Source organism: Occallatibacter sp. (assembly GCF_036502485.1).
Lineage (GTDB): Bacteria > Acidobacteriota > Terriglobia > Terriglobales > Acidobacteriaceae > Telmatobacter.
Window position 1 is genome coordinate 31,278 of sequence record NZ_DASXYM010000066.1, and the last position, 15,937, is coordinate 47,214.

At 58.5% G+C, this 15,937-nt stretch carries 9 protein-coding genes and 1 tRNA gene; 2 read left to right on the forward strand and 8 right to left on the reverse strand.

Translation table 11 applies throughout. The annotated features are described in order from the left end of the window. Positions 1-76 precede the first annotated feature (76 nt). From VGL22_RS10075 to VGL22_RS10085, 3 genes are read right to left on the reverse strand one after another with little or no spacing between them, the layout of a single operon-like run. Complete coding sequence (locus VGL22_RS10075; protein ID WP_465266785.1) at positions 77-2,227, reverse strand: hypothetical protein; 2,151 nt, start codon at positions 2,225-2,227, stop codon at positions 77-79. Next, positions 2,224-3,156, reverse strand: a complete 933-nt coding sequence (locus VGL22_RS10080; protein WP_465266786.1) for an efflux RND transporter periplasmic adaptor subunit — start codon at positions 3,154-3,156, stop codon at positions 2,224-2,226. The genes VGL22_RS10075 and VGL22_RS10080 overlap by 4 nt, the downstream gene beginning before the upstream one ends. A 5-nt stretch (positions 3,157-3,161) precedes the next feature. After that, positions 3,162-5,552, reverse strand: a complete 2,391-nt coding sequence (locus VGL22_RS10085; protein ID WP_465266787.1) for a GAF domain-containing protein — start codon at positions 5,550-5,552, stop codon at positions 3,162-3,164. A gap of 136 nt (positions 5,553-5,688) precedes the next feature. Between VGL22_RS10085 and VGL22_RS10090 the strand changes: the two genes are divergently transcribed. Further along, a complete protein-coding gene (locus tag VGL22_RS10090; protein WP_465266792.1) occupies positions 5,689-6,021 on the forward strand; it encodes an STAS domain-containing protein in 333 nt (110 codons plus the stop codon). Positions 6,022-6,219: 198 nt separating this feature from the next. On the opposite strand, the gene VGL22_RS10095 is transcribed toward VGL22_RS10090, so the two are convergent. From VGL22_RS10095 to VGL22_RS10110, 4 genes are all read right to left on the reverse strand, one after another. Beyond that, positions 6,220-8,454: a formylglycine-generating enzyme family protein gene (locus tag VGL22_RS10095; protein ID WP_465266793.1), complete on the reverse strand. Its 2,235-nt coding sequence runs from the start codon at positions 8,452-8,454 to the stop codon at positions 6,220-6,222. Positions 8,455-8,524: 70 nt separating this feature from the next. Next, positions 8,525-9,457, reverse strand: a complete 933-nt coding sequence (gene rbsK / locus VGL22_RS10100; protein ID WP_465266788.1) for a ribokinase — start codon at positions 9,455-9,457, stop codon at positions 8,525-8,527. A gap of 54 nt (positions 9,458-9,511) precedes the next feature. Then, positions 9,512-10,507 (reverse strand): AcrB/AcrD/AcrF family protein, encoded by a 996-nt coding sequence (locus tag VGL22_RS10105; RefSeq protein ID WP_465266789.1) that lies wholly within the window; start codon positions 10,505-10,507, stop codon positions 9,512-9,514. Positions 10,508-10,592: 85 nt separating this feature from the next. Beyond that, on the reverse strand, positions 10,593-14,120 hold the full coding sequence (locus VGL22_RS10110; RefSeq protein WP_465266790.1) for an outer membrane beta-barrel protein: 3,528 nt from the start codon (positions 14,118-14,120) through the stop codon (positions 10,593-10,595). Between the two features lie 730 nt (positions 14,121-14,850). Here VGL22_RS10110 and VGL22_RS10115 point away from each other — a divergent pair. Further along, positions 14,851-15,249 (forward strand): hypothetical protein, encoded by a 399-nt coding sequence (locus VGL22_RS10115; protein ID WP_465266791.1) that lies wholly within the window; start codon positions 14,851-14,853, stop codon positions 15,247-15,249. 606 nt (positions 15,250-15,855) lie between these two features. On the opposite strand, the gene VGL22_RS10120 is transcribed toward VGL22_RS10115, so the two are convergent. Continuing rightward, positions 15,856-15,932 (reverse strand) — tRNA-Arg (locus VGL22_RS10120). Positions 15,933-15,937: the final 5 nt, after the last annotated feature.

Genomic DNA, 15,937 nt, shown 5'->3' on the forward strand with positions numbered 1-15,937 from the left:
ATCGATTTTGAACGGGGACGGAATTTTCTCTGTTACCAAAAGCGGCGACCGCCAACGCGGTCGCCGCTTTTTTGCTTTACCAGACGTGAGCCTTCACCAAATCGACGCCACTCGTGAAAATCCGTGCCGCAAAGCTGCGCCGAATTCCAAAGATCTTCGCCGGACCGGCCACTCCGAAACCTGGTTTTCCGGCATTAAGCGGCAGGGGCATACGCGCAACATAGAAATCCGGCAGTCGCACGCCTTTGTAGTTCTGGGAGGGAACAAGGCCGCCAGGAAGGCTGACCGTTTCGCCGCCGATCTGAGCAAGCGTCAGGTGAACCGTGGAGAAGCTTCCCGGGAGCTTCAGGGCCACAGTAGCTCCGGCCGGTATCCGCTGCAGGGCGGTGGCGGGAACATAGACCCGCACCGCTCGCTGCGCCCCTTCCGCGACGTCCAACAATCCCTGTCCCGATGCGACGTGCTGACCGATCAGTGCTCCGGGATTCTCGGAGAGCATAATTCCATCCTCGGGCGCGGCGATGGTAAGGGACGACTGAGCATCCTGGGCGAGTTGTGCGTACCGGCGGGAGGCGGCTTGCTGCGCTGACGCCGGACCAATGCTGCGCCGTTGGAGTTCGGCATCAAAGGCCTGAAAGTTCGCCGCGTGAGTCTCCGCCATCGCCGACTCCGTCATGGAAGCCGCCAGAGGGCTGGCAATTGTGAGCAGCGGCTGTCCCGCGCGCACCTGTTGTCCTTCATGTGCCAGAACGTCAGTCACTTGTCCGGCGAGTGCAGCATGAAGGATCTGCGAGTGCAGCGGCTCGATGACGAAATATCCGTTCTCCCGGTCCCGCGAGAAGGGCACAAACAGAACCGCGGCGACCAGGACGACGGCACCGAGATGAGACGGACGCAGGCGCCGGTCAGAGCCGAGATTCTGCCGCCATGTTTGCAATGTCACGTCGCGTATCGAACGCAATCGCCCGCGAAAGATGGCGAACGCCATAGCGCCTGAAGGAATGAGAGCGAATTCGGACAGCCAGTGCGATGTGACGTTGTAAGCGAAACGAATGACAAAGAACAGGATCATGTAGCTGTACGCCCCGGAGAGCAGCGCATACAGAATGAAGAATGGAGCGCGGCGGCGAGGAACAACGGGCATGTCCACATTTAGCCGCAAGACCGTGCGCTGAAACCATCCGGCTAGGAACCCTGTGGACCGTTCCTTCAGGTCAGGGATACTGATGGCGTTGGTGAGAAGGTAATAACCGTCAAGCTTGATGAGGGGGTTGAGATTGATCAGAATTACGGCTATGCCTGTGATGAGAATGAGTTGGTACGCGAAATCGTGCAGCCACCCGCCCACCGCAGTATTCAACCAGACGATCATCGCGATTCCGCAGACAACCATCTCGATCCAGATGCCCGCGATGATGGTGGCGAGCCGCTGCAACTTGCTGGCGGAGGTCCACATTTCCGTGGTGTCAACATAGAACGCCGGCATCATGTAGATGAACATGAGCCCCATCGCATGAACTTCACCGCCATAGTGCTTGCATGTGAGCCCGTGCGCGGATTCATGAATGAAGCCGATGGCGAGGAACAACAACCAGAATCCGGCCAGATCGAGCAGGGACTTCTGCGTGAAGTCATAATAGAGCTTCGCGTCGGGGCCGATCGTACTCCAATGGCCGACGAAGACGGAGGCTTCGTATGCGAAGAGCAGCACCATGGCGAGAATGCACCACGGGCTGAAAACAAACCTGCCGACTGCGGCATCAAGCCAGGTCAGAAAGCGGTCCGGATCCCATCCGGAGAAGTTCATGTGAGTGAAATTGAGCTTCGACTTGCGGCGGGCCCGGCGCTCCCGGCCGGCGCTGAGCTTCAGACTATAGGCGAGATTCTTCTCCTGCGGAGTCTTGTACCAAAAGCCGCATTGTTCCATACTTTCAGCGAATTCGCGCACGTCGCCCGGCTTAAGGCTCGCTCCGGTTTGAGCATTGAACGCGGCAGCAATCTCCTCATATGACCGAACCCCGTCAAAGAAGAGCACGAGCTGCCATTGCGCCGGGGAGAAGCGGTAGAACTGGTCCGTGCTGCGTTGAATCACGGCGACGATGTCTTCTCCGTCGAGAGTGTCCTCGCGAGCAACCAGGCCCGGATCAAGGCATGGCGGCCGGGTGCGCGTCAGGCGCGCCTTCGGTAGCTCCGGGAGGGCGGCGTCAAAAACCTCGCTGAGATTCATTGTGCGAGGCGGACCTGCATCGTCATGCCCGGCTTGAGCTCGGGAGAGGGGTGTTCGATCGCGCCGATGACCTGTACGCTGCCGCTGGCCGGATCCACCACGGGGCTAACCCTGAAGATGCGGCCTGCCTGGCGTAAGCCGCTCAAATCCGCTGTTGTGAGGTCAAGTCGTTTGCCAACGGTGAAGGACGACATCAGTGTCTCAGGCACGGTGAAGAGCACGCGCAGAGGGCCCTGCGCAGTGATCCAGAAAAGGGGAGCTCCAGTCTTAACCTGCTCATCAAGGCGCGCCGAACTTCTCCCGACCACTCCTGCGAAGGGAGCAACTATGCGCGACTGCTCCAATTGCACGATCGTGGCTGCAAGTTCGGCCTCCGCGACGGCCTGCTCGCTCTCATAGCGGTCGACCTGAGCGGCGGTTTCCTCCACCTTGTATTTCGATACCTCCCAGTTTTCCTGACTCATGATTCTTTCTTTCAGCAGAGCGTCCGCGCGGCGCAGATCGGCCCGAGCACTCTCGTGCTCGGCTTTCCAATTGCGCACTTCGGCTTGGGAGGCGGCGATGCGGGCATTCTGTGCGTCGCAGGCGACGCGCAATAGGCGGTCGTCAAGCCGCGCCAGAAGCTGCCCCGCCTTGACGTGGTCCCCAATCTGCACGGAGATTTCGACAATCCGGCCGTCGCGCTCAGGACCGAGGTCCGCCTGTTGATCTGCCACCAGAGGGCCGGTGGTGACGAACGACCCTTCGTCGGGCGAGGTTGAGGGGGGGACGGGTGATGACGCCGGCGCTCCCGGCGACGGGGTCGGCGCGCTGCCATTCGCAGGCGCAACGGTAGCCGGTGCGTTCGATTCGCAGGCATTGGTCAGCAGCATGGTGGCCGAGGCCAGCGTCATCAGCAACAATATTGAACGATTCCATGCAACACGCATAGGCCTCACCAGCCGATCCAATTCCACAAAGTCTGCCATACCCACAAGGCTGGATTGCGCAGCAGCACGTAACCTGCCGGCCGGTAGCCAATCGAAATCTTCCCTCTTCCGCTCATGCCGGCGTGCAATGCCGCGTCTCCGTTGGGGACGGCAATCTCGGCGAAAAACATGCGTTCCCCATCGCCGGCCGTTGCCTGCGGGCTTACCAGGTTCACCGGCGCATGCCAAGTGCGTTGCGGGTAGCTATCGAGCTTCACACCGGCGGTCTGGCCAGCTTGCAGAAGAACTGCGTCCCGCTGTGGTACGGCAATTTGAATTTCCGCGGCATTGAGGTCGAGGACCTGTGCGAACGCTGCTCCGGCGTCCAGATGCTCACCCGCCGTGTTCTGGAGATTCGGCGTGACGACGATCCCTGCGATGGGCGAGCGCAGCTCCGCGCTTTCGAAGCGCGCCCGCGCCTGTACCACTTCGCTGCGCAGATAGTTGACGTTCGAACGATCCGCGCCGGCGCGAGGACTGCTGTGCGCCAAGTCGTCCTCCATCGCCAGCAGGGCCTGCTGGTATTTCGCCTCAGCGGCAGCGAGGCTGGCGCGCCATTGCCAATCGTTCAGAGTTCCAAGGATCTCGCCCGCCGATACTCTCTGCCCCTCATGGGCGAAGACCTTTTCCACATTGCCATCAACCGGCGCCGCCACCGTAATCACGCGTTGCGGCACAATCACGGCCACGCCCGAGACGCGCATTGGCAGAGGACAAAAGATCAGGAACAGTGCTATGGCAGCGGCCATGCCCGCATATGCCAGACGTCGGCGCCCTGTGGACCGCAGCAGGGCCGCGCGCTTCTGCATCAGCGGTTCCAGAAGACTGATCAAGGGCACTTCGCGATAAAGCAGCGCATTGCGAATGGCCACCGTCGCCTGCCCTGCAAGGATCTTGATCATCTCGATATGGGGCACATCCAGGAACTCCGCTTCGCTGCTTTCGAAGATCAACACGCCCAGCCGGCCTTGGTCGTCGTTCAAAGGCACGGAGTAGAGCGCACGATGGCCCGTCTCTTCGAAGTGGCGGCCCACTTCGGGAGGAAGGCCTGAATCGGCCGCCTCATGCCGGCGCAGATGTAGAGCTTCGGGCTGCGTCGACAGCCAGCGCACCAATTCCTCCACGCGGTCGACCATCGCATCGCCAAGCGGCAGCTTTGCCATGCCCGAGACAGCCTTCAACTGGAGCCTGCCGCGGCTGTCCAGCGCGATCGCGCACAGCTCGTATGGCAGCACATTCTGCGGGCTGTTCACGATGATCTGCAGCAGACGATCCAGCCGCAGCGTCGAGGTGATTTCCGAGCTTACCTTTACCAGAGCTTCAAGGATTGCCAGCTTCCGCTCGGCATGCATGAGGCTCGCGTTCTTGAGCGCGCTGCTAACCGTCTCCGCTATCGACAACAGGAAGAATTCATCGTCGTCATTGAATGGCCGACCATTCTTATTGATGGCTTCGAGCACGCCAACCTCAGCCTCGTCCTGCATCAGCGGAACCATCAGCGCATCTCTCACCAAAGGGATTTCGCCGTCGGCTGGGGCGGCGGAGTTCCTCTGTGCCAGACGTTCGTCCTCGGCGTCGGCAATCAATAACACTTCTCCTGCTTCGGCCATGTCCGCGACGTATCCCTCGCCCGGCGCTTGGGTGAGGCCTCTGTCCACGGTGGCGTCTTCTCCACTGGTGGCCACCAGCCGCAGCACCGCGCCATCGAACAGCCAAAGATGCACGGCCTGACAATCCACCATCGGCAGAGTCTTTTCCGGAGTCATGGCCGTCACGTCGTCGAACTCAAGTGTGGAGTTCAGCGACTTCTCAAGATCGTAGAGCTGCGACATGCGATGGAGCGCATCCAGAAGCTCCTGGCGTTGCCGCTCTCCTTCCTCACCGGAAACGATGGCGGGCACGGCGAGTTGCACAAAAGGGGCAAGCTCATCCAGTTCATTCGGCGCAAGCGGCTCGGAGAAGGAAACAATTTCTATGGTTCCCAGTACCTCATCCTGGTGCAGGAGAGGCACATAGGCCAGCGACTCCAGCGAGCGGGTAATGTGCAGGTGTGCATAGTCTTCGCGGCGCAGTGCCGGGCCGTCAAAAATGACCGCCCTCGCTTCCGTGAGCAACGAGGAGATGAGACGATCGGGGGCTGGAAACGATGCAAGTTCGAGGGTTGCATATCCGGCGATGGCCAGAGCAGTCCACTCTCCCCCGTTTTCGTCCGGGACAAATCGATGGATGACGCAGGCAGTGTCGGGCAACTGCTCAACCACGGCCGCCGCCAGCAGGGCTGCGCGCGCGGCCGTGTTCGGAGCAGCCAGAACCTGTGCGCTGAGCTCAAGAGCCGCGTTATGGATGTCCGATATCAAGCGTCCCAGGCCGCTCCATGGAATCAGCGATTGACAAGAAAAGTCGGAACACTGATTCTGAGGTAGTTAATGCTTAACTTGCGAACAGATTAGTGTGAATAGTAAACGCCTGTGGGAATGGAGTAAAGCCGTGGACATGGACGTAAGGGAGAGTGGGCACATCTGCACGATCAGGCTGAAAGGCCGCCTGGTGCGGGAGGCCGTTGACCAGTTCGAAGCCGCAGTCCGATCCGCCCAGGCTAATGGGTGCAGCTTTCTCATTCTTGACCTTGAAGCCTCGTCCTCCATCGATTCGTGCGGCATCGGGGCCATCGTTAAGGCTTTGAAGACCTCGACGAAGATGGGCGGAAGCGTTCAACTGGTCAAGCTCAGCGCGTATGCGGAAAAGATGTTCAAGATGTGCGGCATCCTTGGATTGTTCGGCGTGTACGAGTCGGAGGCCGAAGCCATATCCGCATGCGGCGGTTGATGACGCCTTTACGAAGCGAGCATGACTTAACTCGAGCTGGACTGCTTCATCTCTTTCTGTTTGTGTGGCGAGGCTTTGCTGCAAACGCCAGCTAAGTTGCTCGTTGAGCAATTGCGCGGATCTCAAAAAGGTCAGGCACGGACACCGTCAGGTTCGACTGTGTCTATGCCTGAATATGAGTTCAGGAGATTCCTTCGACTATTGCGCGTCCTTCACGCAACGGAACCCAAGACCGGCGGAGCGATCATAGCTGGGCGCCATCAGCAAAAGCTTGCCGTGCTGCTCGTTCCGGAACGCCTGCGGGAAGTACCAGATCGAGCCCTGAGGCTGATAGTGGTTGCCGCCGCGCACAATGGCCGCGCGAGTGTGGTCGTCCTGGTACTCATCGGTCCACTGCCACACGTTGCCAACCATGTCTTCCACGCCGAAGGGGCTTGCCCCGTGCGGATGCGCGTTGACATCACTTGCGGCTGCCATCACTTTGCCCCTGTCGGGGATGGGAGCCGGGGCATCAGCCGGATCCTTCTGCCAGGGGCAGGCGTACGGTCCTCCGGCGATGACAGGCGCGAGCCAGTCGCAGTCGCCCCATGGGAAAATGCGATGGTCCGTACCCTGCGCCGCAAACTGCCACTCCCATTCATGCGGAAGACGCTTGCCGGCCCACCTGGCGTAAGCCCGCGCATCTTCAATCGACACCCACGTTACCGGCTTCTTCTCTGCGCCATCCGGATAGCTGCCGCTCTTCCAGTCCTTCAGGAAATTCCTGTCATCCGCAGGGTGGTAATGCGTCGCGTCCAGAAACGTCTTGAACTCGGCATTGGTGACCGGGTACTTGTCCATGTAGAAGGGTTTGATGTCCATACGATGCTCATGGAAGCGGCGTGCCGAAGTCTCCCATGGATATTGCACATCGACTCCAATATCGTCCGACCCCTCGATCTCGATGCCTTCAATCCGGAACAGATAATCGCCGCCAGGTATCCGAACCATACCTTCAGGCGCGGACGATGCCGGCGCGGTCGGCTGGATCTGAACGAGCTGCTGCGGGAGCGCCTTCCATTCATGCGAGTAGTCCGACAATGGCTTGGCTGTCATCTGCTTCATGCTGCCGAGCAGTTCACGGAGATGACCGTCGGGCTCGCCTGGCTGCGCGAGAATGGCGCTGTAGCCGTGTGCCTCCGTTGCAAACGACAGCACGTCCTCGCCGTTCTCGGCATCGGGCTTGATCTCTGTCCCATGATAGAGATCGAAGTAGCGCATACCGTCCTTGTGAGGGACCGACATCTGGCGTGCATTGACGTCATATTCGTTGCGGTTCACGATTGTCCACACGGTGCGGTCACCGAGCGGCCAGCGGCTTGCAAAGACGCCATAGAGGTGCATCGGATAGAACGGTTCCCAATCCTGGCTATTGAGGAACGGAGCGATGCCGCGCTCGATTGTGGCCATGCGCCTTGTCGCTTCACCGTCACGCGGCGTGACACCATTCCAGATGCCCCAAACGTTTTCCCAGCTTTCCCATCCTTCGCCGTTGAAGAATGCGAATTGCAGGTCATCGGTCTTATCGCGCACCCAGCGGCCCTGGATGTTGACCTGGTGACGAGGTTCAAGCCAGCGGTAGCGATCCACCGTTGGTACGAACTGAAACGCGTACTGACCCCACGTGAGCACGTTCCACGAGATGCCCTCGTCGTGCGGTCCGCCTTCGGGCTCGAACGCCAGGGGATGGCCGATTTTTTCGGCGGCCGCCGAAAACGCCAGCGGGACACCGTCTTGCGTGTCGCCGTTGATACCATCGGCCCCGATTGATTTCATGAGTTCAGCAATCGCGTCAGGCCAAGGCTTGTCGGGCTGCTGCGTTCCCTGGTCCCACATCATCATGGGAAACAGCACGCGCACGCCCCGACGGTGAAAATCGTCCACCATCTTGCGCAGCCCCTCGATCCCGCCTGGCATGGAGCGAACCATGTCGAGCTGGTTGCGATCGTCGATGCCCATGTTCGGGTACGTGGCCCAGACCAACACGGCGTCGATGCCGCCATAGCGCGCCTTCAGATCATCCACGTAGCGATCGACGGTGTACTTGTTCGCGACCGGATCGTAGAAGTAGCGGTCATGGACCATCATCTGGGGTTGGATGAAGCTCGACTGTGCCCAGTTGAGCGCCTGCATCTCATACCGCGCCGGGTCATAACCGATGCGAATGCGGCGCTCCATGCGCCAGTGCGTTACGTCTTTCAGCCATTCCTCATGGCTCTTTGCAGTACACGGAACGTAGCCGCCTTCCCACGCACCCCTCATCGTGAAGCAGTTGGGCGCGGGAATCTGTTGCCCCTTCGGAGCGTTGTGCGTGTCCTGGGCTGCCGAGGTGAAGCCAAAACCGATGCTGAAGGCTGCGATGCTCAGCGCCCGGTTGATCTTGCCAGTAAACATCTTCACGTGTGTTGATCTCCGTTCAGTGAATCTCAAACGCTCCGACAACCAAAGGCGATCGGTCGCGGTTTTATGCCGACTTTGCCTGCACCGAGTGCGAGTTGATCAGTTCCTGCACTTCGTCGAATGTCGGCATCGAAGGTTGAGCACCCGGCCGAGTGACCGAAATCGCCGCCGCGGCGGCGCCGAACCTGGCACTTTCGCCTGGTGACTGTCCGAGCATCAGGGCTGTCGCGAAGGCTCCATTGAAAGCGTCACCTGCCGCTGTAGTGTCGACTGCACGCACCTGGAATGCAGGCACCAGCTCTCCCTTCTGCTTGGTCGAGGCGACGAATGCTCCGCGGGCGCCGAGCTTCAGCACCACTCCATTGCTGCCCCCACTCTTTATCCTTTGAGCCGCGGTTTCCGGATCTTCCCAAGCTTCGATAGAGCCGTTCGCGCCGCAGTAGAGGGCTGCTTCGCTTTCGTTCGGGGTCAACCATGTGACGCTCTGAAGCAGCTTTCCACTAAGAGGACGGGCTGGCGCGGGATCAAGAATCAGCGGAATGCGTTCCCGATCACATACCTCCGCAAGATGCTCAACTGTTTCGACGGGGATTTCTAGTTGAGCAAGCACGATGCCCGCCTGCCGGATCACTGCGAGGTTCGCGTCCACGTCTCGAGGTGTGACCTTCGCGTTCGCGCCAGGAGCGACCACGATGCAGTTTTCGCCCTGCTCAGAAACAAGGATCACTGCAACACCCGACGCTCCTTCTGAAATGGCGACGCCGCTGCAGTCCACACCCGCCGAGTGCAGATTGGCGACCAGCTGTGAACCGAAGGCATCGCTACCGATCCTGCCAATCATATGGACCGGGTATCCCAGGCGACCAACAGCAACAGCCTGGTTGGCGCCTTTGCCGCCCGGATGAATCTGAAAATCTGTGCCGATGATGGTCTCGCCCACAAATGGGATGTGCGACGACGTTGCAACCAGGTCAATGTTGATGCTTCCCACCACCACGATAGGTTTATGAAGAGACAAGCAATCCCCCTTAATTGATGCTGCGCTGAATCATTACCCCTGAAAGACCGGCGCGAGAGCGATGAGCAACAGTCCTATGACGAAAAAGAGAAACATCCAGGCAAGACTTACCTTCGAGACACGAGGCGCCGAGGCGAACTCTTTCCATACGAAGACCCCCCAGCAAGCTGAAACCATGGTTGCGCCCTGCCCGATGGAATAGGACACGGCAGGCCCGACGATGTGAACGCGCGAGGCTACGAAATTGGCCATGGCGCCCGTCCCCCAGATGGCTCCCCCCAGCAGGCCGCTCAGATGCCACGACGCCTTTGCATGGAAGTACCCGTTCATGCGGGCCGGGGCACTCGCGTCGAGTGGCGAGCGCATCAGCAGATAGTTAGCTGGAAGGGAGCACGCGGCAACTCCCAGCGAGAACAGGATCAATGCAGCATAAGGGCCAAGCGCGTGCGGACCTGTCATCGATTTCGACACCAATGGATAGAACGTACCCATCAGAACACCTGAAATCAGGCTGATTACGATGCCCCGCCGGCTCGTCGCGCGGTGTGTCGCCTCTCGCAGGCGATATGCAATCGCATCGAGAACGATGGCTGCAGCCACAAGAGCGATCCCGCCGAACAGCAGGAACGGATTGCCGTTCGGAGAGACGAAGTAGTTGCTGACTGCCCCGATCACGAGCGCAAGACCGATCCCGATTGGAAATGCTACCGCGAGCCCTGCGATATCGATGGCGGCAACCAGGAGGAGATTCGCCACGTTGAAGATGGCGCCTCCGCCCAGCGCGAAAAGGACTGCTCCGCCGCTGGCGTGCGCCAGATCGGCAAACGCGCTGGCGCCGGTGCTCCCCATGCTTCCCAGGGTCACCGCCCAAAGCACGGCGCCTCCGATCATGCCCAGAACGTAATCCCAGTAGAAGAGCTGAAACCTGAATTGCGGGCAAAGTTTGAGTGTGTTGGCCCACGATCCCCAGCAGATCATGCTCGATAGCATGAACAGCAGTGAAGGAACATAGGCTTCGGGTTGATACATTCCTGAGCTCCTGGGGCAAGCGATAGTCCGGCAAGTAGCGAGAATAGCGCCGCGCGGACGGAGCAATCCGTCCGCGCGGATTGGTTTAGAACACGAGGCGCATGTCGATCTGGATGCGGCGCCCGGCGCGTGCCCCCGTTACCCAACCAAACTGGCTCTGGTCGTTGATCTCACGATCGTCGTACGTGTTGATCGAAGACCACTGAGAGTGGTTGAATGCATTGAACGCGTTGGCGCGAACCACGAGCTGGCGCGACTCTCTCCAGAGCGGAAGCGTCTTCTGCAGCCCCAGATCCCAATTGTTGATTCCCGGCCCAGTCAGGCTGTTGCGGCGCTCGTTCCCACGGTGGACAGCGAAGTTCGTGATTCCTTGCGCCAGCAGATTGGGGTCCGTGCTCGCCGCCGGTGCGACATAGCAGGACGTGTCGAAGTAGTGGTCGAAGCTCCGCTTGCTGCGGGAGAGATTCCCATTACAGGTGCGGTTCGGAACATCGCCCATATAGTCGTAGGAACTGGTGTATCCGTTCCACACCGTCACCGGCGCACCGGACTCGAAGGTCGTGATGGTACTCAACTGCCATGAGTTTAACGCGCTGCGTAGGATGAAGTTGCCTTTATGGAGGCTGGGAAGTCCATAGGTCAGGCCTCCAGTGAAGCGGTGCGTATGGTTCGCGTCAGACGGGCCATATGACCATTCGGGATGCCATTGTCCGCCAATGGCGTGCGTGCCGCTCTCGCCGCTCTCGCCAAACAAGTCGTCCATCTGCTTCGACCACGTGTAGGAGAGTTGCCCCGTGAGCGCGTGCCACTCACGAATCCTCAGCTCCGCATCCATGGCGTGATAGTTGTTGCTTCTGATCTTACGCACGGTGTTGATCGCTCCCCAGCGATCAGGAGCCGAGGAGGTCATCGGACGAGCCGCATAATAAGCATCGCTGTTCAGGTAGACACCCTCTTTGGGAAGGTTGAGATCGTACTGGACAGGCAGGTTCGATCCGACCGACCCTACGTACCCGAGCGACGCGACCATGGACTTGCCAATTTCGCGCTGAACATCGAGGCTGAATCGCTGCATGTAGGAGTTCTTCCAGCTTTGCTGATCAGTGGTTGCGGTGTCGCAGCGGTAACAAAGAGTGCCGCCGTTAGTGCCGAGCGGGTTTGGCCAGGCGCCACGGGGGACCTGTGTGGCCGCGGGGAATACATCGTTCAGTGTGTAATAGGTCTGAGCAGGGTCATCCACCATGTAAGTGGAGTTGTAGTCCGCACCGCCATAACCCGGCGAATTCCAGAACATCTGGTCAAGGAATTTGAATCGACCAGACTCATAGAAAAGCCCATATCCTCCACGAATAGTTGTCTTCTCGTTCATGCGGTAGGCAACGCCAATGCGCGGAGCCAGATCCTTCTTCTCTGGCGAAAATGGGTGAGACTTTGTTCCCGGCGTGAGACCGGGCATTACCATTCGCCAGCCAGGGTAGGTGGTATCGAGAACTCCCCAATAGCTGTTCTCAGAGTAGGCCGGAATCGGCAAGTCGTACCGCAGACCCGCGCTCAGAGTCAGCGACGGCTGCACCTGCCACGAGTCGTTCACAAATGCCGCGTATTCGGGCATTCCGAACCACAGGCTGGCGTCTCCGCTCTCCACCGGCGTGCGCTGTCCCATATCCGTCACGTAGCCTGTTTCGAACTCCGCCAGAGTGTTGAAACCGGAGCCGTCTCCGATGTTCGGGCCCTTGCTGGTGTAATTTCCGGCAATCGTGACCGACCGCACTATATCGTTGTCGCGCTCCTGGCGGCGGGCCATGTAGTAGCCGAACTTGAGGGTGTGCTTACCCCAGACCTTCTCGACATTGTCGGTCAATTGGAAGATGGGAACGTACTGGTACCAGTACTCCGTGGCTCCCACACTCAGGCCGTGCGCAAAGTAACTGCTGTCCCAGCCCAGGTTCACGCTGAAGGTGGCGTCATTCGGAATCCCAAACAGGCTTTTGTCATACGGAGTAAAGCCAGCCATGCCTGTTGACGAGTTCTGGAAGAGGCTGTGGATCCAATCAGCCTTCGAGAAGTTGTTCGCCTGTGCCTGGCTGTCGCTCAGGTTATAGCCCTTCGTCCAGCTGATATTGAACTCGTTGTTGAAGGTCGACGTGAAAGCGTGCACATAATGAACCTGATAGGTGTTCACGCGGTGAGCCGGCCCGTCTCCCATGGAGAGTTCAGGAACCAGCCCGCCCTCGTTGATGACCGCGCCGCTGTCATGCAGCCAGCGAAAATAGATGCTGTCCTTGCTCGAGAGACTGTAGTCAAACCGCAGGGAATAGTTGTTGTTGTCCAGGCCCGACGTGGTCGTGCCGGAGTAGTTATCAAAATTGCCCTGTGCCGGCGACGTATATCCGTTCGGCTTGGGAAAGTGCGACAGATATGCCAGCGCAATAGGCGACGGATCGGTGATGACATCGTTCGCGTAGGGCTGGCGGAGCTGAGTTGACGGGTCGTACGAAGCCGGATCGTAGATAATGTAGCGGCAGTTGGACGGTGCTGAGGCGGACCCATCGCACTGCGCCGGAGACACCGGGAACCGCTGCAGCCACGCGCTGAAATCACCGGTACGCTCCGCCTCGGTAGGAACGTACGTCGTGAACTGGCTCTGGCCTCGATTGCGAAGTTGCTCCAGAGATCCGAAAAAGAACAGCTTGTTGCGACCGTCAAACACCTTAGGAACGAAAACCGGACCGCCCACCGTGAAGCCATACTGGTTCTGATGATAGGCGCTGCGAGGAATTCCCTGGTATTTGCTGTACGGGTCGATCGCATTCAATCCCGCGTTTTGAAAGGAATCAAATATGGTTCCGTGAATGCTGTTGGTGCCCGACTTTGTGGTCACGTTCATCTGGCCCACATCGCGCCCATATTCGGCTGAATAATTCGACACCTCCGCCTTGACCTCCTGGATCGTGTCCTGGTTCACATTCATGACCGGACCCTCCACCCAGTTGTCGTTATTGTTCAGACCGTCCACATAGTAGCCGACGCCGTACTCGGTTCCGCCCACATTCAACTGCATTGCGCCGGGCATGGTCGCCGATGCCAGACCCCACGACATGCGCGAGGAGTCGCCGGTACCGCTGTTAAAGGAGGGGAGAAGTTGCGCGTAATTCAGGTAGTTCCGGCCCTGGATGGGAAGATTCTGTGCAAAGCTGTTTTCGATCACCCCAGCCACGTCCGCATTTTCGGTGTCGATGAGAGGGGCCGCGGAAGATACTTGCACAACCTCTTCCGTTCCGCCCACGTTCATGGTGAAGTTGATGCGCTGGGTTTGACCGTTTTCCAGTGTCATCACCGTTGAAGTCGCTTTGGCAAACCCCGCCCTCGTAACTTCAAGGCGGTAGTGGCCCGCGATCAGATTCGAGAATTGGTATCCCCCGCTGGAACCGCTGGTGGCGGTCCAATGTGCGCCAGTGTCGGTATTCAGCAACACCACGCTGGCGTTTGATATGAGAGCTCCCTGGGAATCAGAGACCGTCCCAAGGACTGTACTTGTAATCACCACCTGCGCTGATCCTGACCAGAGGAAGAGCAGCAGCATGGTGATCAGTAGCGCTTGGCCTCGACGCATTCATCACCTCCGGGTATTGAACCCTGGACTTCAATTTGTAGCCGACTCTTTACAGCGCCAGCCGATTAGTCTGGCTATTTTGAAAGCTTTCAAAATCGAGTCGAATCGTATTTTGTGCTCTCGGCGATTGTCAACAGATTTTTGCGAGAATACCTTTACCTTGGAAATTCAGGTGAAAATACGGTGGCTTCGCCCAGCTCGACTGGCCGCAGAGGCGTGCGGTTCAAAGCCAAGCATGCCCGCACTGAGGGTGCGTAATGCGATGTGTCAATGCATATTCCAGTGATGTGGGCACCTGATACGGTGATGTGGGCAGGACGTCGGAGCGGAGCGACGCTGGTTGCCTTTTACAGTAGCCATGGTGCCCACATGAGGTCAAGAAAAGAGTAGATGATTTAGTCATCAGTATCGTTTCGTTTCTTTCTCTTCTGCGAGGACGATGCTGGATTCCGTTTGATGTGGGCAGGCATTACGGCCAAGTGGGCAGCGATTCCGCTGATGTGGGACTTGATCTGGTGGTGCTGGGCAGCGTGTGCACACCGAGCCCGAATGCCACACAATTGGTGCAAGAGCACGGATTTCGGAGAGAACAGAAGGTATGTAGAGAGTACGCTGACAATCCGACCAGGTTCGCGCCTATACTGGTCGCGTGAAGTTCCAGGCACTCATGATCGTGCTTTTGTCAACAACGCTGGGGAACCGAACCTATGGTCAGTCGGCGGATACAAAAGTGGAGCGAACAACTCTCTGCAATATTGTGAACCATCCAGCCGATTTCATCGGGAAAACGATTGAAGTCCGCGCCCAAGTTTGGGCAGATGAGCACCATCTCTTCTGGATGAATGAGTCCTCAATCCAACTCGATAAAGCATGCCGGTTTCTTCAGGCAGCCAACGCCGGTATTGGGGACCGCCAGACAGGCTTCGGCACCTTTCACGGTAGAATCGTCATGAAGAGCTCCCATGCGCCATCCACGCTGCTGGGCTCCGCATCCAAAGGCCTCGGAATCATCTTTCTGGTCGAGGAGTCGTCCGACGTTCATTTGAGACGGGACTACTTCAGCGGCCCCACCCCAATTCTGCAACTCTACGATCCGAAGACGGCTACCTTTGTTCGTCCACAGGACTGAACGAAGTCGCTAACCTAGTGCCGACTGATGGATTGCTGGCGCGTGAACCGCCATCGACGTATGGCGATTATCAGATACTCAAGCGAGATGCGCGAGACCACTGTCCGCGCTCTGGAGAGCGCCGTTAGGGCGGTCACTCGAGCTTGAACGCTGAAAAGAATCCCCCGAGCCTCTGCCCCGGGAGCAAAACTTTGGTACAAATAAGCGGCTACTGCCTAGTAGCTAGAACTCTCCTTGAAACATTTCAAAAGTGGGGCTACTTGAAGCTCAGCACCCCCGACACTTGAGGACCTCCAACAGCCGGGGATTAGCAAGAGGCGAATAGGAAAGACCCACGACTCCCGGTCTCTATCCAGAGAACTATGGAGTTTCGGACTCTCAACTTCCCGCCGGCTGTTTTGGGTCAATATCGAGGGAGATACTAGAGCGCCATTCGCACGCCAGCCATGGGGCCCGACAGGATGCGATGAACAAGCGCCCGCGCAGGAGATCGAATTTAGTCGTCTTTACTCCGGATTGGCGGAGAGGGTACACAAAATTCCCCACAGTCAATCGAAAGACAGTGTGAGAAAAAGTTTGCCGCAACTCGCAATCTTTTGTTTTCAATGGTGGGCGAGGCGGGGCTTGAACCCACAACCCCCGGCTTAGAAGGCCGGTGCTCTATCCAATTGAGCTACTCGCCCGTAAG